This window comes from Paenibacillus xerothermodurans (assembly GCF_002220865.2).
GTDB lineage: Bacteria > Bacillota > Bacilli > Paenibacillales > NBRC-103111 > Paenibacillus_S > Paenibacillus_S xerothermodurans.
In genome coordinates this window covers 1-16,235 of record NZ_NHRJ02000009.1, presented here as the reverse complement: position 1 = coordinate 16,235, position 16,235 = coordinate 1, and the positions used below count along the sequence as shown (strand labels likewise).

15 protein-coding genes, 1 rRNA gene and 1 other RNA gene are annotated in these 16,235 nt (G+C 50.3%); 16 read left to right on the top strand and 1 reads right to left on the bottom strand.

What is annotated here, in order from left to right; all coding sequences use genetic code 11:
* Positions 1-46: 46 nt before the first annotated feature.
* Positions 47-1,225, bottom strand: coding sequence for a S8 family peptidase (locus CBW46_RS14475; RefSeq protein ID WP_089200714.1), 1,179 nt, complete (start codon positions 1,223-1,225; stop codon positions 47-49).
* Between the two features lie 485 nt (positions 1,226-1,710).
* Here CBW46_RS14475 and rpoE point away from each other — a divergent pair, with 485 nt between their 5' ends.
* The 16 genes from rpoE to CBW46_RS14395 form a co-directional block, all read left to right on the top strand.
* Positions 1,711-2,292, top strand: coding sequence for a DNA-directed RNA polymerase subunit delta (rpoE, locus tag CBW46_RS14470; RefSeq protein ID WP_089200713.1), 582 nt, complete (start codon positions 1,711-1,713; stop codon positions 2,290-2,292).
* 301 nt (positions 2,293-2,593) lie between these two features.
* A complete protein-coding gene (locus tag CBW46_RS14465) occupies positions 2,594-4,195 on the top strand; it encodes a CTP synthase (protein ID WP_089200712.1) in 1,602 nt (533 codons plus the stop codon).
* A gap of 202 nt (positions 4,196-4,397) precedes the next feature.
* On the top strand, positions 4,398-4,784 hold the full coding sequence (locus CBW46_RS14460) for a response regulator (protein ID WP_089200711.1): 387 nt from the start codon (positions 4,398-4,400) through the stop codon (positions 4,782-4,784).
* A gap of 183 nt (positions 4,785-4,967) precedes the next feature.
* A complete protein-coding gene (gene fba, locus CBW46_RS14455) occupies positions 4,968-5,822 on the top strand; it encodes a class II fructose-1,6-bisphosphate aldolase (RefSeq protein ID WP_089200710.1) in 855 nt (284 codons plus the stop codon).
* A gap of 131 nt (positions 5,823-5,953) precedes the next feature.
* Complete coding sequence (locus CBW46_RS14450) at positions 5,954-7,207, top strand: UDP-N-acetylglucosamine 1-carboxyvinyltransferase (RefSeq protein ID WP_089200709.1); 1,254 nt, start codon at positions 5,954-5,956, stop codon at positions 7,205-7,207.
* A gap of 81 nt (positions 7,208-7,288) precedes the next feature.
* Positions 7,289-8,611 carry a transcription termination factor Rho gene (gene rho / locus CBW46_RS14445; RefSeq protein ID WP_089200708.1) on the top strand — a complete coding sequence of 441 codons (1,323 nt, stop codon included), beginning with the start codon at positions 7,289-7,291 and terminating at the stop codon, positions 8,609-8,611.
* Positions 8,612-8,637: 26 nt separating this feature from the next.
* On the top strand, positions 8,638-9,909 hold the full coding sequence (locus CBW46_RS14440) for a radical SAM family protein (protein WP_089200707.1): 1,272 nt from the start codon (positions 8,638-8,640) through the stop codon (positions 9,907-9,909).
* 81 nt (positions 9,910-9,990) lie between these two features.
* On the top strand, positions 9,991-10,188 hold the full coding sequence (gene rpmE / locus CBW46_RS14435) for a 50S ribosomal protein L31 (protein WP_089200706.1): 198 nt from the start codon (positions 9,991-9,993) through the stop codon (positions 10,186-10,188).
* A gap of 171 nt (positions 10,189-10,359) precedes the next feature.
* Positions 10,360-10,623, top strand: an RNA gene (gene ffs / locus CBW46_RS14430) — signal recognition particle sRNA large type.
* Between the two features lie 176 nt (positions 10,624-10,799).
* Positions 10,800-11,888, top strand: a complete 1,089-nt coding sequence (locus tag CBW46_RS14425; protein WP_424446521.1) for an ATP-binding protein — start codon at positions 10,800-10,802, stop codon at positions 11,886-11,888.
* A gap of 54 nt (positions 11,889-11,942) precedes the next feature.
* Positions 11,943-13,697, top strand: a complete 1,755-nt coding sequence (dnaX, locus tag CBW46_RS14420; RefSeq protein ID WP_089200704.1) for a DNA polymerase III subunit gamma/tau — start codon at positions 11,943-11,945, stop codon at positions 13,695-13,697.
* Positions 13,698-13,717: 20 nt separating this feature from the next.
* On the top strand, positions 13,718-14,029 hold the full coding sequence (locus tag CBW46_RS14415; RefSeq protein ID WP_089200703.1) for a YbaB/EbfC family nucleoid-associated protein: 312 nt from the start codon (positions 13,718-13,720) through the stop codon (positions 14,027-14,029).
* A 170-nt stretch (positions 14,030-14,199) separates the two neighbouring features.
* The gene (gene recR / locus CBW46_RS14410; protein ID WP_089200702.1) at positions 14,200-14,796 is read left to right on the top strand and encodes a recombination mediator RecR; all 597 of its coding nucleotides are present in this window, start codon (positions 14,200-14,202) and stop codon (positions 14,794-14,796) included.
* A gap of 260 nt (positions 14,797-15,056) precedes the next feature.
* Positions 15,057-15,332: a DUF2508 family protein gene (locus CBW46_RS14405; RefSeq protein WP_243633322.1), complete on the top strand. Its 276-nt coding sequence runs from the start codon at positions 15,057-15,059 to the stop codon at positions 15,330-15,332.
* Positions 15,332-15,601 (top strand): pro-sigmaK processing inhibitor BofA family protein, encoded by a 270-nt coding sequence (locus CBW46_RS14400; protein WP_089200700.1) that lies wholly within the window; start codon positions 15,332-15,334, stop codon positions 15,599-15,601. Before CBW46_RS14405 ends, CBW46_RS14400 begins: the two co-directional genes overlap by 1 nt.
* Positions 15,602-15,890: 289 nt before the next feature.
* Positions 15,891-16,235 (top strand): 16S ribosomal RNA (locus CBW46_RS14395); the annotation flags it as partial.

Genomic DNA, 16,235 nt, shown 5'->3' with positions numbered 1-16,235 from the left:
GTGCCCAAGCAGGCCGACTAAATGCCCATTGGCATCCAACGGCTGCTCATCTACCCGTCGATGCCGTTTTCGCCACTCCGCCGACTGCCCGAAGGGCATGAACCTCTTTGATACTAACGCCGGGCTTCGGCAAAATCTTGGCGTTTTTCTTAATAATCGATTTCACATGCAGCGGGCTGAGTCCGGCCTTGCGTGACAGGATCAGCGCGACCACGCCGGTAACATGTGACGTTGCCATGGATGTGCCGCTTAGCTCATTGTATTTGCCTCGAAGCCAAGTGGAGTATATTTTTTCTCCGGGAGCGTAAATGTCTATGCTTTTGCTGACATTGCTAAACGGAGCAATCCGTCCCCGCTTCGTCGTCGCACCGACCGCTATAACTTGGCGCAGCCGGGCGGGGTAATCAATGGTCGCCTGCTTGCCTTCATTGCCGGAGGACGCCACCACGATCACGCCGGCGTGATAGGCATTGCGGATTGCGGTTTCGAGCGCTTTACTGTAGGTGCGCATGCCAAAGCTCATGTTGATTATTTGCATTTCATTTTGCACGCACCAGTCGATCCCGCTGATAATGTCGGATACGTAGGCGCTCCCTTGATGATCAAATGCCTTCACGGGGTGGATCATAGCTCGGGGAGCTACGCCGGTAATGCCATGCTGCCGGCTGGAGGCCGCGATCGTGCCGGCGATGTGCGTGCCGTGGCCGTTGTCATCGTTTGGCATGAGCAGCCGATTCAAGAGGTTGACGCCATATGACAGACAATGTCTTAAATCGGGATGCGTGTAGTCCGCTCCTGTATCGATCACACCGATTCGAATGCGCTCCCCCTTGGACTTATTCCATGCTTGAGGTGCATGGATACGTTTGATGCCCCAAGGAATGTTGGCGGCTCCGCTTCGGATGCTCCCGTCAGACGGCTGCGCCCCGTTGGCTGCTCGCACAGCATGAACTCTCATTTTCGTGTCGGATTCTATCGATTTTATGAAGGGGATGGACGACAGCTTGTCGGTGTTACTCAGACTGCAGGAGATAGCATTGATGATTTTAAGCGGCTGAATTTTATTCCTACCGGCGAGGGATTGCCTCATCTCATTCCATTGACGTATGCATGCTTCATAATGATGCCGGTCGGAAAAATGGATGATGTGCTTGCGTTCGGCGCGCTGTGCGCCCGTCATAGATACGTGAAGCCACTCGACAAATGTGGATGGTTTCAAGGTCATCGTCCCTCCCGTATAACGACAATCCATGGAGACGCAGTTATAGAAGTTCCGACACCTTCTCGCTATGGTCATTCGGAGGCTTGGTCTGGGAAGGTATGTGGAACGACTTAAACACACTTTCCTCATCGTATGTGGGAGCCAGTTTGGCGGCATGTGCGTATTACCTTTGGCAAAATAAATGGGTTTTTACCCGTGGCACAACCCCCTAGTCGACATACCATGAATCAAGAGAATCAGAAGGTTCTCTTAGCAATTGGGGGCTGGGTTCCGCACACGGTTCGCCACCCCTATGGATACAGTCAAAAAGCGGGGGAGAAATCTCCGGCTTTTTCCTTTTTGTTCGGCGGAGCTTTGAGGGTCCGGTTCGCATCGCCGGGGCACGCTATACAAGCAGTTGCTTTTTTATATAAAATAAGGTTTACTAAATGAGTATATTGGATATTTTAGTTAGGAACTCGTGAAAATGTTTGAAGGGATGTGCTTGAATGAGTGCAAACTACACTCTTAAGGTCGGCAAGGAGCAGGCCAAAGAGATGCCGATGGTGGACCTTGCGTTTGAAATACTAAAAGCAGCGAACACGCCTTTTTATTATCGGGACCTTATGGCGGAAATCGCTAAAATCAAAGGGCTCTCCGAAGATGCAGTCATGCAGGTCATCGCTCAATTATATACGGAGATAAATATCGACGGCCGTTTCGCATGCGTTGGAACGAATCTATGGGGACTTAAGCGTTGGTATCCGGTTGAGAAATCGGACGATGCTGTAGGTACCGGCAAGCGTCCGCGTATCATCAACGATGAGGATGACGATCTGGACGATGATGAGCTGTTCGCCGAAGAAGAGGATACTTTCGTGGAAGAGGAAGAATACGAATCCTTCGATAAAGCGCGCGATGACGACTTTGATTCGGAAGAAGAGGAAGCTGAGGAAGAGACAGAGATCTTCGAAGAAGAAGATCTGGATGATGACGATGCCGATGACACCGAGCTTGATGAAGAGGATGCCCCTGTGGAGAGCTTGGATGACTCGGATTCGGACGATGATGACGCGAACACGACAAAATAAAATGGGACCGCTCGTAGCTCACTTGACACGGCTGACCGATCAGAGTACACTATTTTCTGGGCTTTTGATATGTGATTCGTGACAAATTGTCTAGAATAATAAAGTGCCCCGCCATGTCGGGGGACTTTTTCTTTTTTTATGGAAAAAATATGGCAAGGCAATCAGCTAGATCGGACTGGAATTATACATGCAACGGAGGCGCCCCAAGGTTCCCTCAGAATGAGAACGGGGTATGACGAGTTCGTGTATTGGTATCGTTTTCGAGGCAATACTATCAAACAACAATGGGAGGGTTACATAAATGACCAAATACATTTTCGTTACGGGAGGCGTCGTGTCCTCGCTGGGTAAGGGGATTACGGCGGCATCGCTAGGAAGGCTGCTCAAAAATCGGGGACTAAAGGTAACTATTCAAAAGTTTGATCCATATATCAATGTCGATCCGGGAACGATGAGCCCCTACCAGCATGGGGAAGTGTTCGTTACGGATGACGGAGCGGAAACGGATCTGGACTTAGGCCACTATGAGCGGTTTATCGACATTAATTTGTCTAAAAACAGCAACGTCACCACAGGCAAGGTGTACTCTTCCGTTATTACGAAAGAGCGCCGCGGCGAATATTTGGGAGGTACCGTTCAGGTCATTCCGCACATTACCAATGAGATCAAGGATCGTGTATTCCGCGCGGGCCGCGAAACTCAATCGGACGTGGTGATCACGGAGATTGGCGGCACGGTGGGCGACATTGAGAGTCTGCCCTTCCTGGAAGCCATCCGTCAAATAAAGAGCGACATCGGCCGGGAAAATGTGATGTACATCCACGTGACGCTGATCCCTTATCTGCAGGCTGCAGGCGAAGTCAAAACCAAGCCTACCCAGCACAGCGTTAAAGAGCTGCGCAGTATCGGTATCCAGCCGAATGTTGTGGTATGCCGGACGGAACATCCGTTGACCGATGACATGAAGCGCAAACTCGCACTTTTCTGTGACATTGACGCGGGTGCCGTTGTCGAGTGTCTCGATGCGGACACGCTGTACGAAGTGCCTATGATGCTGCGTGAGCAAGGTTTGGATGATATCGTGGTGAAGCATCTTGGCTTGGCGGCCAATCCGCCGGACATGACGGAGTGGGAAAGCCTCGTGCAGCGGGTCAAAACGCTTCAGCACACTACGGAAATCGCTATTGTCGGTAAATATGTAGCTCTGCATGACGCTTACTTGAGCATTGTGGAAGCGTTGGGCCATGCCGGCATCGACTGCAACACCGAGGTAAAAATCCGTTGGGTCAACGCTGAGGAAGTGGATCAGCAGAACGTGGCCGAGCTGCTAAAGGGCGTGCAGGGCATCCTTGTACCCGGCGGGTTTGGTGACCGTGGTATTGAAGGCAAAGTGACGGCGATACGTTATGCCCGCGAGAATAAGATTCCGTTTTTCGGTATCTGTCTCGGTATGCAGGTGGCGGTCGTTGAATATGCCCGTTCCGTCTTGAATCTTGAGGGCGCGAACAGTTCTGAAATCAATCCAACTACCCCTTATCCCGTGATCGACCTGCTGCCGGAACAAAAGGAGATCGAGAATTTGGGCGGCACAATGCGTCTCGGGCTGTATCCATGTAAGCTGGCGGAAGGATCACTGGCCATGAAGTGCTACGATGATGAACTCGTGTACGAAAGACATCGTCACCGTTATGAATTTAACAACGAATACCGGGATGCGATAGAGGCGGCCGGTTTCAGAATTTCCGGTACGTCCCCGGACGGACGACTGGCTGAAATCATTGAGGTGCCGGATCATCCATGGTTCCTGGCGGTGCAGTTCCATCCAGAATTCACATCCAGACCAAACCGTCCGCAGCCTCTATTCAGGCATTTCGTGAAAGCGGCGTTCGATCATAAGAATTAAGCTGCGCCCCGCGCGCTAACGGATAACATATTCATATCTGATCGTCAATGCGACGAGCTGCATCAATTACTTCTTTTTTTGTAAAACATTTCAAACTTTCGTCAAAATCGAGCAGGAATATCATAAGTTGTATCGAAATTGTTCTTGTTAGGTTTCATAAGAGGGCGGAACGCTGGCTACGAAGACCGGGGAGGTTTGTTAAATGAAGAAGAAGTTGCTCATTGTTGACGATCAGAATGGTATTCGGATATTGCTTATGGAAGTGTTTAGCAGTGAGGGATACGAAACGTTCCAAGCATCTAACGGCAAGCTAGCACTAGAGATTGTCAGGAATGTCACACCGGATTTGGTACTGCTCGACATGAAAATTCCCGGCATGGATGGCTTGGATATTTTGAAGCATATCAAAAGCATCGATCCTTCGATTAAGGTCATCATGATGACGGCGTACGGGGAATTGGACATGATCAAAGAGGCGACGGACCTCGGCGCGATTATGCATTTTACGAAACCTTTCGATATCGACGAGCTTCGCAACGCGGTCAACAGCCATCTTCGTTCCAACAATTCATATGCTATGGGATCCTAAGATCGGGATCTCTTTTTTTGTGTCTGCACCGAAGGGGCGGCGCCTGGAGACAGTGGTGACGGCAACAAAAACGTACAGCTTGGTTATCTTTTCATTCTATGTATGATATAATATGTCAGTATGACGCGTCGAATCGTTCACAGTAATTGACTCGGCAATAAAGATACTAGGAGGAAGAGTCACATGCCATTGGTTTCAATGAATGAATTTTTGCCTAAAGCTAAAGCAAACAAGTTCGCGGTGGGACAGTTTAACATGAACAACTTGGAGTTCGCGCAATCCATCGTTGAAGCAGCGGAAGAACTGAAGTCTCCTTTCATCTACGGTGTTAGTGAAGGGGCTTTGAAGTATATGGGTATCGAATTTACTGTAGCGATCGCGGAAGCGGCGGCCAAGAAATCCGGGTTGCCGATCGCTTTGCATCTGGATCACGGCAGCAGCTTTGAAGTCGCTATGAAATGTATCCGCGCAGGCTTCAGCTCTGTAATGTTCGACGGCTCGCACTATTCGTTCGAAGAGAATATCCGCCTGACGAAGGAAGTTGTTAAAGCGGCTCATGCTATGGGTGTGTCGGTAGAAGGTGAGCTTGGAACTATCGGCGGAGTTGAAGATGACATCAGCGTTGACGAAGCTGACGCAAGCTTGGCCAAGCCGGAAGAGGCAATTCGTTTCTATGAAGAAACAGGCGTTGACTGCCTAGCTATCGCTGTAGGTACGGCGCACGGTATGTATGCAGGTGAACCGAATATCCGGTTCGAAATTATTGAACAAGTTTCCAAGGCTATTCCTGTGCCGGTAGTGCTGCACGGCGGTTCCGGCGTGCCTGACGAAATGATCCAAAAAGCAATCGCTGCAGGCGTTGGCAAAATCAATGTTAACACTGAGAACCAAGTAGCTGCCACAGCGGCTGTTCGCGACGTGTTGAATAAAGACGCCAAAGTGTATGATCCTCGTAAATACCTCACTCCCGCCCGCAAAGCCATGGTCGAAGTGGTTAAATCCAAAATCCAATTGTTCGGAAGTTCCAACCAAGCGTAAAAAGCTTGTTCGGGAGATGCATCGTACAAGATGCGTTTCCCCCTCTATTATTTTTGTTCTGGTACCGGTTTTATGGGCTAGCCCTTTTTATTTAACGCGTTAAAGCAGTTACGTAGGAGGACGAGAGACGAATGGAGAAATTGATGGTCACCGGTGGTCGTCCGCTGCGAGGGACGGTCCAAATTAGCGGTGCCAAGAATAGTGCGATTGCTCTGATACCGGCGGCGTTGCTATCGGAAACTACAATTAGATTGGACAACTTACCCGTATTGAGCGATGTGGCTATTTATTCGGATTTGCTTCAGGAGTTGGGTGCGACGGTCCAATGGAATCAGGATCAAATGATCATCGATCCCAGCCAGCTGCGGTCAAAGCCAATGCCTAACGGCAATGTGAAAAAATTGAGAGCTTCCTACTATTTGATGGGCGCACTGCTCGGAAGGTTTGGGGAAGCTACTATCGGTATGCCCGGCGGATGCAATTTTGAGCCGCGGCCAATAGATCAGCATATCAAAGGATTTGAAGCACTTGGTGCACGAGTGAGTACGGAGCATGGGTCCTTGCACATCAAGGCCAGGCAATTGGTAGGTGCAAAAATATATTTGGATGTTGTCAGCGTGGGGGCCACAATCAATATCATGTTGGCAGCCTCGCGTGCAAGAGGCGTTACTTTGATCGAAAATGCGGCGAAAGAGCCTGAAATTATAGATGTTGCAACATTATTGAACGCCATGGGCGCGAATATCAAGGGTGCTGGCACTGAATCCATCCGGATTGAAGGCGTGGATGCCCTGCATGGCTGCCGCCATTCTATCATCCCCGACCGCATTCAAGCGGGTACTTATATGATCGCAGCCGCGGCTACCCATGGTGACGTTGTAGTAGATAACGTTATTCCGAAGCACCTTGAAGCCATCACGGCGAAGCTGCAGGAACTGGGAGTCACTATACATGAAATGGATGAATCCATACGTGTTATAGGCCGTCCGGATTACCAGAGTGTCGATGTTAAGGCGTTGGTGTATCCCGGCTTTGCGACTGACTTACAGTCTCCAATGTGCAGCTTGCTGACACAAACAACCGGGACGAGCATCTTGACCGACTACGTTTACAGCAATCGGTTTAAGCATGTTCCGGAGCTGCTGCGCATGGGGGCCAAGATCAAGGTTGAGGGCCGTTCTGCGGTGATCGAAGGCGGGACACTGGCCGCTGCCAAGGTCAAGGCTACGGATCTGCGTGCCGGTGCCGCTCTGGTGATTGCTGGCTTGACGGTGCAAAGCGGCGTCACTGAAATAACGGGCGTCGAGTATATTGACCGTGGCTATGATCACTTGGTATCAAATCTATCAGCGCTTGGTGCGGAGGTTTGGAGAAAAAACGACTAGCATACGGTATAGAGAAAGCATATTTGGGTAATGCTAGAATACATTTAAAAACGAAAATTTAATAGTTTGGTGGTTGAGACAATGGATATGCCTCTAGCACAACTAGAAGCGCTAAAATTAACGGAGCTTTACCAATTAGCGAAAAAACATCAAATTGCAGGCTATGGCCAGCTAAAAAAGAAGGAACTTATTTTTGCGATTTTAAGAGCTCAGGCGGAAAAAAGCGGTTTGATGTTTATGCAGGGAATCTTGGAAATCCTGCAAGACGGATTTGGTTTCTTGAGGCCGATTAACTACTTGCCGAGCACAGAGGATATTTATATTTCAGCCTCACAAATCCGCAAGTTTGACTTACGCTCAGGCGACTTGGTATCCGGCAAGTGCAGACCGCCGAAGGAAAACGAACGTTATTTCGGGCTTCTGCAAGTAGAAGCGGTCAACGGCGAGGATCCTGTCACCGCTGCAGAGCGATTGCATTTTCCTGCTTTAACCCCTCTTTATCCGCAAAAGAAGCTAGTCCTGGAAACATCCCCGACGCAGCTTTCCACTCGTGTAATGGATTTGTTGGCTCCAGTTGGTTTAGGTCAGCGGGGCTTGATCGTAGCTCCTCCAAAGGCAGGTAAGACCTTGCTGCTGAAGGAAATTGCCAACAGCATCTCTACTAATCATCCTGAAATTGAGCTGTTTGTGCTGCTCATCGACGAACGTCCTGAAGAAGTCACCGACATGCAGCGCTCAGTGAAGGGGGAAGTAGTAGCTTCGACATTCGACGAGCTTCCGGAGAATCATATCAAGGTAGCCGAGCTAGTACTGGAGCGCGCACAGCGGCTGGTTGAGCATAAGAAGGATGTCGTGATTTTGCTCGACAGTATCACACGCTTGGCACGCGCGTACAATCTGGTGATCCCGCCTTCGGGGCGCACTTTGTCAGGTGGTATTGATCCGGCAGCCTTCCATCGGCCAAAACGCTTCTTCGGCTCGGCCAGAAATATCGAAGAGGGTGGAAGTCTGACGATTTTGGCTACGGCTCTTGTGGAGACGGGCTCCCGTATGGATGATGTCATATACGAGGAATTTAAGGGCACAGGCAACCTGGAGCTGCATCTAGACCGCAAATTGGCGGAGCGGCGTATTTTCCCTGCAATCGACATCCGGCGTTCGGGCACCCGGCGCGAGGAAATGCTGTTGACCAAGGAAGAACTCGATAAAGTATGGGCCATACGTAAAAGCATGAACGATTCACATGAATATATTGAAGCTTTTATTAAGAAAATGCTCGACACGAAAACGAATCAGGAATTTTTGGATACGTTGGACACGAATACAAGTAAGCCGGCCTCTGGTAGAGCCGCTTCCTCTTCTTCCGCACCGACGAATAAGCGGGTAAAAAATTCCGCCTCATAATTTAGTTAGTTAGGAGCTTTTTTGATATGAACCTAGTCTATGCCGACAGTGACGGGAATGTATTCGATCACCCCGAGTTTGAGGCCTTGGGCCGCACCGGCGATCTGATCACGGATATATTGAACGAGGAGCTGATAGAGCTGCCGGAAGGAGCGACTCTGGTCAGTTTGCCGCATACCCGCCCCGTCGGAATCCGCGCCGAATCCGGCGAGATGATGGTGGTGCCCGGAGATGTTAACGCTGTCGGAGCACTGCTGCCGCAGGGGTTCACGCGGCTGCTCCTGCCGAGCTACGCCAAAACCGATCGCGACCAAGTGCTGCCTCTGTTTGGTTATACCGCCGTTGTGTGGAAGAATGGCCGGTTTTACGTGGCCGCACATGCAACGGACGATCCGCATCCTTGGAATCCGCGCAATTGCGACCCCGAAGAACTGGAGCTTCAAGTACAGCAGCTGCGCGAAAAATACAGCGGTAACCGGCTGTATGAGCATCTGTCTCACTGCGCATTGGAATACGAATGTCTTACCGCCTCGAACACCTTTTTGAATCGCTGGGAAGGCGCGGTACCCGTATCCTTTTCCTGCAATGCAGGTTGTTTTGGTTGCATTTCGGAACAGCCTGATGACAGCGGATTTCCTGCGCCGCAAACCCGGATGAACTTTAAGCCCACTGTCGATGAAGTGGTTGAGGTTATGCTGGAGCATTTGAAAACGCCTGAAAGCATTATCAGCTTTGGACAAGGCTGTGAAGGTGAGCCGTCTACCCAAGCTCCCACTATCATAGAAGCCATACGCCGCGTAAGGCAGCAGACAACGATGGGATACATCAATATCAATACGAACGCAGGACTGACCGACCAAATCAGGGGAATCGTGGATGCCGGGCTGAATTTAATGCGGGTGAGCACGATCAGCGCTCTGGACGAGCACTATAACGCCTACTATAAGCCGCGGGCCTACACGCTTCGGAATGTGGAAAAATCTTTGCGGTATGCTGCGGATCATGGCGTCGCCACCTCCATCAACTACTTGATCTTTCCCGGCGTGACGGATCGTGAAGAGGAAGTGGAGGCTATGATCGAATTCGTTCGGCGTACCGGGCTAAAGCTAATTCAATTCCGCAACCTCAACATTGATCCGGAGAGTTACCTGAATCTCATTCCTAAAGCACAGGGCGAACTGCTCGGTATGAAGCAAATGATTGAAATATACCGGCAGGAGCTGCCTGATGTGATGCTCGGCTCATACACGCATGTGCCCGATCAATTAACACGGACAAACAACTTGCATCATACATGATTCTCATGATATAATCGATTTATGTGTTTAATTTAATAACTCTGATTCACATGGTGTTTCAGGGCAAAAGAGGTGAAAGCAATGAAAGAAGCAATCCATCCGACTTACCATAAAACAACGATCACATGCGCTTGCGGTAACACTTTCGAGTCAGGTTCCATTAAGCAAAATCTGCGTGTTGAGATTTGCTCCGCTTGCCACCCGTTCTTTACCGGTAAACAGAAGTTCCTTGATGCCGGCGGTCGTGTTGATAAGTTCAAGAAAAAATACGGTATGTAATTGGGCTATTCCAATGATTTTACAGCGTGATCGAAGCCTCCTGTCTCTACCCTAGGATATCATCTTGGTAGTGCGGGAGGTGTTTTTTGTTTGCTACGGATAAAGTTGCCGTTTCTAACAAATCATACCCCCGGTTGCTATTTCGCTGTGAATAGACTATACTTAATTTTGCCGTGCTAGACGGGGAGGTAGCGGTGCCCTGTAACCCGCAATCCGCTGTAGCGGGGTTGAACGCCTAAATGCGGTATTGCGATGTAAGGTCTGGGTTTTAAACTTGGTGTTGAGAGTCGGGTCCTCCGCAATGGATGCTTGCGAATCCGGTCAGGTCCGGAAGGAAGCAGCCGTAAGTAAGTTGTTCCATGTGCCGGAGGGTGGCCTAACTTGAGCTGGGGTTAAAGGTTCCGCTTGGATCGTAATATCAAAGTAGGTGCACGGTTTACATATTACCATTTTGCCGACTTTGAATGGATGTACGCAGAACGATAACGGCTAATATATCGAAGCATCGTTCGGACCTGTTGGGACAGGCTCCGGAACGGTGTTTTTTTATGCGTCGGAAGGAAAATGACAAATTTAGGAGAATTGTATACTAAAGTGAACTTGGACAGGCGATCGGAGGGGGTACGGTGAAACAAGGTTTAAACTTGCTGCAGCAATTTGCTGGGACATTTTTGAAGGACGTGAATCTTGGTGTCATTTTGATGAATACCCACTTTGAATTGATCGACATTAGTGATATGGCGTGCCGTCTTCTGGGCTTGGTGAAGGAGGAGGTTGTTCACCGGCCGTTAGAGGAAATTTTCGCGAATATGCCTGCCGAGCATCAGTTGGTGCACCGTAACATTCTGGACGGCATGGTGGTCCGTAATCATGCGATTTCTTGGACCAACAATCAGGAGCGCTACGAATTGCTTGTCGATTCCAACGTGCTGCGCGATGATCATCACCAGGTGGTCGGCGCGTATATTATGTTCAAAGATGTCACCAACCTTCGCTCTCTGGAAGAGCAGGTTCAGCGGAGCGACCGTTTAGCTATGATCGGCCAGATTGCCGCGGGCACGGCGCACGAAATCCGCAATCCGTTGACTTCGATAAAAGGGTTTCTGCAGGTGCTGCGCAAGACTTTAGAAGACAAGGGGATGGATCGTGAATGTGGTTACACCGAGGTCATGCTCGGGGAGATCAACCGGATCAACCAGTTAGTAAGCGAGTTTCTGCTTCTAAGCAAGCCAAAGCATGTCAGTTATGACTCGGTGGACATTTCGCAGGTGGTACGTGAAATTTTGCCGATCATTAACAATGAAGCAATCCTGCATGGGGTGGTCGTGCAATATGAGTCGGCGCTGGATTTGCCTCAGGTGGTCGCCGATAAAGAGCTGCTCAAGCAAGTGTTTCTCAACATTTGCAAAAACGGCATCGAAGCCATGGGTGTCGGGGGCCAGCTGACTTTGACGGAAAGGCTGGACATGGACGAGCGGAAAGTGAACATTGACATCCATGATACTGGTCCCGGTATACCTATGTTTGTAGTGGATAAAATATTTGATCCATTTTTCACGACGAAGGCGGAAGGCACGGGTTTGGGCTTATCGGTGTGCCAGCGTATTATTCACGATATCGGGGGAAACATTCGTGTGTCATCTAAGGGATATGGAACCACATTCACAGTGAGTATCCCGTTTCCACAGCCACTTCATTGACACTCTGATATGTAGTATAATATCTAGGATAAACAATTCATTGGAGAGGACACTATGGCACATATCGCATTATACCGAACGTGGAGACCGCAGTCTTTCCAAGAAATTGTGGGTCAAAAGCATATAGTACAAACGTTGCAAAATTCGCTCCGTGAGGGGCGGTTTACGCACGCTTATTTATTCAATGGCCCCCGCGGCACCGGCAAAACGAGTGCAGCCAAAATCTTGGCCAAAGCGGTGAACTGCGTGAACGGGCCGGCCGATGAGCCTTGCAACCAATGTGACAACTGCATCCGTATTACAGAAGGATCTGTCATGGATGTCGTCGAGATAGATGCGGCGTCGAATCGGGGCGTCGAAGAAATTCGCGATATTCGCGATAAAGTGAAGTACGCGCCAACGGAAGTGCGGCATAAGGTGTACATCATTGACGAGGTGCACATGCTGACAACAGAGGCGTTCAACGCATTATTGAAAACCTTGGAGGAGCCGCCGGCCCACGTCATGTTTATTCTAGCCACCACAGAGCCGCATAAGCTGCCCGCCACGATCATCTCCCGGTGCCAGCGCTTCGATTTTCGCCGTGTATCACTGGACGAACAGGTCGAGCGTTTGCATGTGGTGTGTCGGCAGGAGCGGATTGAAGCGGACGACGAAGCCATTCGTTTGATTGCCAGGCTATCCGACGGCGGGATGCGCGATGCGCTGAGTTTGCTGGATCAAATCATGGCGTTTTCCGGAAAACACGTCACTTATGACGACGTTGTCTCTATCACCGGAGGCATGGCTTCAGACCAGTTCGAGCAGCTGGTGCGCGCGCTACAGCAGCGTGATGTCACGGCTGTGCTGCAGCTGATTGAGACTTTTATGCAGGAAGGTAAAAGCGCTGACAAGTGCATGGAAAACTTGCTCTATTACTTCCGTGATCTGCTGATGGTCAAAATGGTACCGGACTCCCAGGCGGTGACGGACCGGATCATCGATGTAAAAAGGTTTGCCGATGTCGCAGCAACGTTTTCGACCGAGCAGCTGATCTCCATGATGGATACGCTGAACTATTACCAAACGGAGATGAAATATTCCATGCAGCCGCAAACGCTGCTGGAAGTTGCGCTGATGAAGTTGTGCAGTGCTAATGCTGCGGAGCGCCCGGCAGGTGTCGCGGCTGGTGCAGCGCAAGCCGCTCCCGATGACTCCGGTTCCGTGGATCGACTGGTGCCGCAGCTCATGAGCCGGATTCAACGGCTTGAAGAGCAGCTCGCTCAGGTGTTGAAGCAGGGAGCGGCACCCGCGGCAGGCAGCACGCCTAACGGCAGATCGAGCGCGCGCACCACGGCATCGCCTGTGGCCATGAAACGCATCGTCGAGAAGCTCGACAGCTTCTTGAGCGCGCAAGAGGATGCCGGGACCAAGGCGGTGCTGCAGCGCTGGAATCAGGTGCTGCTCCGGCTGAAAGAGCAAAAAATACAGCTGCACGGCTGGCTGGTGAACGGTGAGCCGGTGTCGTTCTTGGATGACGCGGTATTGGTCGCGTTTAAGAATGAGATCCACCGCGAGACGACAGAGAAACCTGCGAATAAGCAGTTCATTGAGCGCGTCATCGGCGAAGTGCTCGAGCAGCCAGTTAGACTTGTTACGATCATGCTGAAGGATTGGAAGGCGGCGGCGGACCGGCAGCCTTCTACGCAGCCAAAGCAAGAGCTCAAGCTCGTGCAGGAATTTGAACCGCCTGCCGCCGCACAGGAAGAGTGGATCCACGAGGCGATCCAAATGTTTGGCGAAGACTTGGTGAAGATCAAGGAAGAATAATGCTAAAGGAGTCGATCCCCATGAACAATATGAACCAAATGATGAAACAAGTGAAGAAGATGCAAGAGCAAATGCTAAAGACGCAGGAAGAGCTCGCTCAAAAAACAGTCGAAGGCACAGCCGGCGGCGGTGTAGTAACAGTTAGCGTGAACGGCCAAAAGAAAGTGACCGGCATCGTAATCAAGCCGGAAGCGGTTGATCCGGACGACGTGGAAATGCTGCAGGATCTTGTATTGACCGCCGTTAACGATGCGATGAGCAAAGCCGAAGAGTTGGCTAACAAGGAAATGTCCCGTTTGACAGGCGGTATGAATATTCCCGGCTTGTTCTAACATCTGATGGATCCGGCGGGTGTGCTATCCCAGCGTCGAGTCTCATGTCGCCGTTTTGGATGCGGATAGCGGGCATGGTTTCATTTATCGACAAACCGGCAGCGGTCGTTCTCACTGAATGATCTGCGTCCGGTTTTTGCACTATAATAACAGCATAAGGAGCTATCTCTTTGTTTTATCCTGAACCGTTAGCTAAACTGATCGACGCCTTCTCCCGTCTACCGGGCATTGGCCCGAAGACAGCGGCGCGGCTTGCGTTCCATGTGCTGCGAATGAAGGAAGACGATTGTATTGATTTTGCCAAAGCGTTGGTGAATGTCAAGAGAAATTTGCATTACTGCTCGGTCTGCTGCAACATCACCGATACCGATCCTTGCCGTATTTGCCAGGACAAGGGCCGTGACCGTTCAGTGATTTGTGTTATACAGGAGCCGAAGGATCTGGTGGCGATGGAGAGAACCAAGGAATTCAACGGTTACTACCATGTGCTCCATGGCGCGATCTCTCCGATGGAAGGTATCGGCCCGGACGAGATCCGCATCGCCGAACTGTTGAAACGTCTCGGTGACGAGGAGGTGCAGGAGCTTATCCTAGCCACTAATCCCAATATTGAGGGAGAAGCGACAGCGATGTACTTGGCAAGACTGGTACGCCCGTTTGGCTTGAAGGTTACCCGTATTGCGCATGGCCTGCCTGTGGGCGGCGATCTTGAGTACGCGGATGAAGTTACCTTGACCAAAGCTCTGGAAGGGCGCCGGGAATTGTAAATCAACAGGAAGCCATAAAAATACCACAAGTCGCGCAGCGTTCGTCTGTGCGGCTTTTTTGCATGCCAAAAAATTTTTTAGTTCTAATACGGCCTTGTTGTTGATATGCATATGGTATAGGACAACTTCAAAGCCAAGCTAGGTTGGCGCTGTTCGCGGCGAAGGTATTCGTTTACGTCGAGTGTTCACAGTTGCCCCGCCTGGTTTGAGGCATGAGACAGTTGTATAGTACAAAGCAGATGGCAGGGGGTACATGTATTATGAAGTTATGGTCGCGTCGCACTGGCGAGGAAAAGCAACAAGCCCAATTATTGGAGAACGAGCAGCAGCAGCTTATGCAAGAGATTAGACAAGCCCACGCCGACTGGGTGTTAGCCTACAAAAGGCTGGACTATGTCATAGAGAAGGAACAGATTGACTACGCTGTTTATGCGCTGGAGGCCGCTGAGAAACGGTTTGAAATGCTGCTCAAGCAGGCAAAGCAAATGAAGCTGTCCGGTGTGGACGTTCCGCGGGGGAGGGTCATGCACGGCTGATGCTTAAGACTTATTTGCTTTGGGCAATCTTCGGCGTATCGGCACTGCTGCTCGTCGTGATACTGCTGCGTCAAAGAATTGCCTTTCAATGGTTTGGTTCCCTTTGTCTGAATGTTGCATTCGCCGCTTTTTTGCTGTATATTATAAATCTGCTCGCACCGTACACTCATCTGGCATTGCCAATGAATGTGACAACGGTGGGCACGGTGAGTGTGCTTGGCGTTCCTGGCTTACTTATGCTTGGGGCACTCAAGCTTTGGATAGTGTAATTGTGCTTCTGCTGACTGATTATTCTGTTCAAAAAAATAATTGTTGCATTCACTAATGTATCTGTGTTATATTAGAAAAGTCGCCGCTGATACGTGGCACTTACGAGTGTGAGGCGACAGAAAAGGCTCAACGTGTTAGTACGGTTAACACCGCACCTACCGAGAGAGTAATTGCCCTTTGAAAACTGAACAACGAGTGAGTGTAAAACAAAGAGAATGAAAATTCTCGCTAGCATTAACTTTTGAGCTTAAGACAAGCTTAGCTGATAGACGCTGCTAACGCAGCACTTTATTGGAGAGTTTGATCCTGGCTCAGGACGAACGCTGGCGGCGTGCCTAATACATGCAAGTCGAGCGRATCTCACCTTCGGGTGAGATTAGCGGCGGACGGGTGAGTAACACGTAGGCAACCTGCCTGTAAGACTGGGATAACTATCGGAAACGATAGCTAAGACCGGATAATTGSTTTGTTCGCATGAGCAAAACATGAAACACGGAGCAATCTGTGGCTTRCAGATGGGCCTGCGGCGCATTAGCTAGTTGGTGAGGTAATGGCTCACCAAGGCGACGATGCGTAGCCGACCTGAGAGGGTGATCGGCCACACTGGGACTGAGACACGGCCCAGACTCCTAC